Here is a 3,786-nt window from a genome sequence, read left to right as displayed (position 1 = left end):
CCCGACCAACTGCAGGTGCTTTCCGCCCATCCGGCTCACCGTTTGCACAGCCAGCTCAACTACAGTGCGTTACGCGAACAGTATGCGGTGGCGGATCGGGAGCCGGTAACAATTCATCCGCAGGATGCGCAAGCGCGGGGGATTGCCGATGGCGATACGGTCAGAGTGTGGAACCACCGCGGGCATATCCTGGCGGGTGCTGTCGTGACGACAGGGATCAAACCTGGCGTGATTTGTATTCATGAGGGGGCCTGGCCTGATTTGGACCCGGCCGCCGACGGGATTTGTAAAAATGGTGCTGTCAACGTGCTGACCAAAGATCTCCCCAGCTCGAAGCTGGGGAACGGCTGTGCGGGCAACACCGCGCTGGCGTGGCTGGAGAAGTACAGTGGGCCCACGCTGACACTTACCGCGTTTGATCCGCCTGCCAGCCCATAATCCAGGTTGGATGGTGAGTCTCTTCCTGCCATGCGCTGTCTTCAATGCGAAAGCCCAGTGCGTGGTAGAAGTTTACCGCTGATTGGTTCTTCTGGTAGACCTCCAGGCTGAGCAACGAAAAGCGCTGCTGCACATGTTGCACCAGTGCTTTACCGATACCGCTTCTGATGGCGGCAGGCGCGACAAACAGCGCGCCTAAAAAGCGCTCTTCCATCACGCTGGCAAAACCTTTGAGCACACCGTTTTCTTCCCACACCCAGGTTTGCGCAGCGGGCAGGTAGACATCACGTACGATAGGCTCACTCTCGCGCCAGTAGCGTTCTTCGATAAAAGGATGGGCAAAAATGGTGCTTTCCATCCACAGTGCCAGAATTGGTGCCAGATCGTCAGCGTTGGATTCACGAATCATGTTGTTCTCCTGGGTAACAGATGCAGCCGGTGACATGGTCGTTGACCAGACCGCATGCCTGCATAAAGGAGTAACAGATAGTGGTGCCAACAAACTTAAATCCACGTTTTTTTAACGCTTTAGAAAGTGCGTCAGAGGCGGGCGTTGAAGTAGGGATATCGCTCAGACTGGCGGCACGGGTTAACTGCGGTTGGTTATCGACGAATGACCAGACGAACTCGCTAAACGGCTCACCGTTTTGCTCCATTGCCAGCCAGGCGCGGGCGTTGCCGATAATGGCCTGAATCTTTCCCCGATGGCGGATAATACCGGCATCCAGTACCAGCCTTTCTACATCCTCTTCGGTCATCGCCGCAACGGTGGCAGGATCGAAGTGGTGAAATGCCTGGCGATAGTTTTCCCGTTTTTTCAGCACCGTTATCCACGACAGCCCAGCCTGCTGGCCTTCAAGGCAGATCATTTCGAACAGCTTTTTACCATCGGTTTCCGGGACGCCCCATTCCTTGTCATGATAGGCAATGTATAGTGGATCCTGACTGACCCAGCCGCAACGTTGCATACTCTTCCTCGCTGTTTTTACTGGCGTAAAAATTTCATTCGGCCCGCCTTGACGCGCCCGCTAAAAAGACAATATTTAATACAGGGCCTCATGTGCCCGATATCCTTTAAACAATGACAATAATATCGCCGTATTCGGCTCTTTTCTGGAGTCGCGTTGATGATTATAAGAAACAGTAGTGGTCGTCAGAGGTTAACTCTGGCGAACGTCATCGTCTGTGCGCTGTTTGCCAATACGGCATATGGCTGGCAACAAGAATATATCGTTGATGCGCTGTCCGGTCATACGTCGGAACGCTATACATGGGACAGCGATCACCAACCACGTTATAACGACATTCTGGAAGAGCGCATTCGCTCCACCCAGAACGTGGCGGGGCCGGTGGTGAATCTGGCGGACCAAACGGCTCTGGATGCGACCAGCGGTATGAGCGTGGGCTGGAATTTTCCCCTTTCCCGTAAGGTGACGACGGGACCCGTCGCAGCCCTGCATTATGATGGTTCAGCCACCTCTACCTACAACGAATTTGGCGACAGTGTGACTTCGCTAACGCTGACCGATCCGATGTGGCATGCCAGCGTCAGTACCCTGGGCTGGCGGGTCGACTCGCAGTTTGGCGATGTACGGTCATGGGCGCAAATCAGCTATAACCAGCAGTTTGGCGAGAATATCTGGAAGGCGCAATCGGGTCTCAATCGTATGGCGGCGGCGAGTCAGGATGGTAACTGGGTCGATGTCACTGTCGGTGCAGATATGCTGCTGAATCAGCATATGGCTGCCTATGCGGCACTTTCTCAGGCAGAAAATAGTACGAATAACAGCGATTATCTGTACACCATGGGAGTGAGCGCTAAATTTTAACGAAAGAAAGCCGGGATAAAACATCTACGTTACATATCGGGATCAATAATCACACGCATTCCAGCGATAGCGTGCACTAACTCCGGCAATAAAATTCAGTAACCCGACTTTTTGTCTCGTCATTCATTCCGCAATCCAGGCATTTCATTCCGTCCTGATGGCATTTCATGCCGTTTTCTCCTGGTCATAAAAGCACTTCGGTATGGTTGTCGGCAGAGAATTTCCCATTTTGTTTATGCAGGAAGACTGCCATGAAAACTTCTGATTATCAGCGTACCCGGTGGCTGACACTGATCGGCACCATCATTACCCAATTTGCATTAGGTTCTGTTTATACCTGGAGCCTGTTTAACGGTGCGCTCTCTTCTAAGCTTGATGCGCCGGTGAGTCAGGTTGCATTTTCCTTTGGTTTGCTGAGTCTGGGTCTGGCGATCTCTTCTTCCGTCGCCGGGAAGCTTCAGGAACGTTTCGGTGTAAAACGCGTCACCATGGCATCGGGTATCTTACTGGGTGTGGGCTTCTTCTTAACCGCGCATTCTGACAGCCTGATTATGCTGTGGCTGAGTGCCGGTGTGTTGGTTGGTCTGGCGGATGGCGCAGGCTACCTGTTAACCCTGTCCAACTGTGTAAAATGGTTCCCTGAGCGTAAAGGGCTGATTTCCGCCTTTGCGATCGGTTCTTACGGCCTGGGTAGCCTTGGTTTTAAATTTATCGACAGCCAACTGCTGAGCACTGTGGGTCTGGAAAAGACCTTTATGATTTGGGGCGCGATCGTACTGGTGATGATTGTCTTTGGCTCCACGCTGATGAAAGATGCGCCAAACCAGGAAGTTAAAGCCGTAAATGGCGTGGTAGAGAATGACTACACGCTGGCACAATCCATGCGTAAACCACAGTACTGGATGCTGGCAGTGATGTTCCTGACGGCGTGCATGAGCGGGCTTTACGTGATTGGTGTCGCGAAAGATATCGCCCAAAGCCTGGCAAAAATGGATGTGGCAACAGCGGCGAATGCGGTAACCGTTATTTCTATCGCGAACCTGTCAGGTCGTCTGGTTCTGGGTATTCTGTCCGACAAAATTTCCCGTATTCGCGTTATCACCATTGGTCAGGTTGTTTCGCTGGTGGGCATGGCGGCGCTGCTTTTTGCCCCGCTGAATGAAGTGACATTCTTCGCAGCCATTGCCTGTGTTGCCTTCAACTTCGGTGGCACCATTACGGTCTTCCCGTCACTGGTGAGTGAGTTCTTCGGCCTGAATAACCTGGCGAAAAACTACGGTGTTATCTATCTTGGCTTTGGTATCGGCAGTATTTGTGGTTCGATTATCGCTTCGCTGTTTGGTGGGTTCTATGTCACCTTCTGCGTTATCTTTGCGCTGTTAATCATCTCGCTGGCGCTTTCTACCACCATTCGCCAGCCGCAACGTAGCGTATTTACTGAGGCTCACGCCTGAATCTATTAGCGGTCTGATTAATACCCGGCGCATATATTTACAAAAATATATGCGCCGTTTGCATT

General features: G+C 52.2%; 5 protein-coding genes. 3 read left to right on the top strand and 2 right to left on the bottom strand.

Translation table 11 applies throughout. The features are described 5' to 3' along the window. A partial coding sequence (locus FDX03_RS23740) for a molybdopterin dinucleotide binding domain-containing protein (protein ID WP_283204890.1) occupies positions 1 to 438 on the top strand: 438 nt, incomplete at its 5' end. On the opposite strand, the gene FDX03_RS20430 is transcribed toward FDX03_RS23740, so the two are convergent. Both FDX03_RS20430 and tag read right to left on the bottom strand, forming a co-directional pair. Continuing rightward, positions 407 to 847, bottom strand: coding sequence for an N-acetyltransferase (locus tag FDX03_RS20430; protein ID WP_048213656.1), 441 nt, complete (start codon positions 845 to 847; stop codon positions 407 to 409). The two genes, FDX03_RS23740 and FDX03_RS20430, sit on opposite strands and share 32 nt — an antisense overlap. Further along, entirely contained in the window at positions 837 to 1,406 is a 570-nt protein-coding gene (gene tag / locus FDX03_RS20425) for a DNA-3-methyladenine glycosylase I (RefSeq protein WP_061066787.1), read from the bottom strand. The genes FDX03_RS20430 and tag overlap by 11 nt, the downstream gene beginning before the upstream one ends. A 159-nt stretch (positions 1,407 to 1,565) precedes the next feature. Between tag and FDX03_RS20420 the strand changes: the two genes are divergently transcribed. Together FDX03_RS20420 and FDX03_RS20415 are read left to right on the top strand one after the other, a co-directional pair. Further along, positions 1,566 to 2,267 carry an autotransporter outer membrane beta-barrel domain-containing protein gene (locus FDX03_RS20420; RefSeq protein WP_048213654.1) on the top strand — a complete coding sequence of 234 codons (702 nt, stop codon included), beginning with the start codon at positions 1,566 to 1,568 and terminating at the stop codon, positions 2,265 to 2,267. A 251-nt stretch (positions 2,268 to 2,518) separates the two neighbouring features. After that, positions 2,519 to 3,721: an MFS transporter gene (locus FDX03_RS20415; RefSeq protein ID WP_048213653.1), complete on the top strand. Its 1,203-nt coding sequence runs from the start codon at positions 2,519 to 2,521 to the stop codon at positions 3,719 to 3,721. The last annotated feature ends 65 nt before the right edge of the window (positions 3,722 to 3,786 follow it).

The sequence above is a fragment of the Citrobacter sp. wls827 genome (genome assembly GCF_005280875.1).
Lineage (GTDB): Bacteria > Pseudomonadota > Gammaproteobacteria > Enterobacterales > Enterobacteriaceae > Citrobacter > Citrobacter youngae.
The sequence above is the reverse complement of the archived record's forward strand: the minus strand, read 5'-3'. Positions and strand labels throughout refer to the sequence as shown.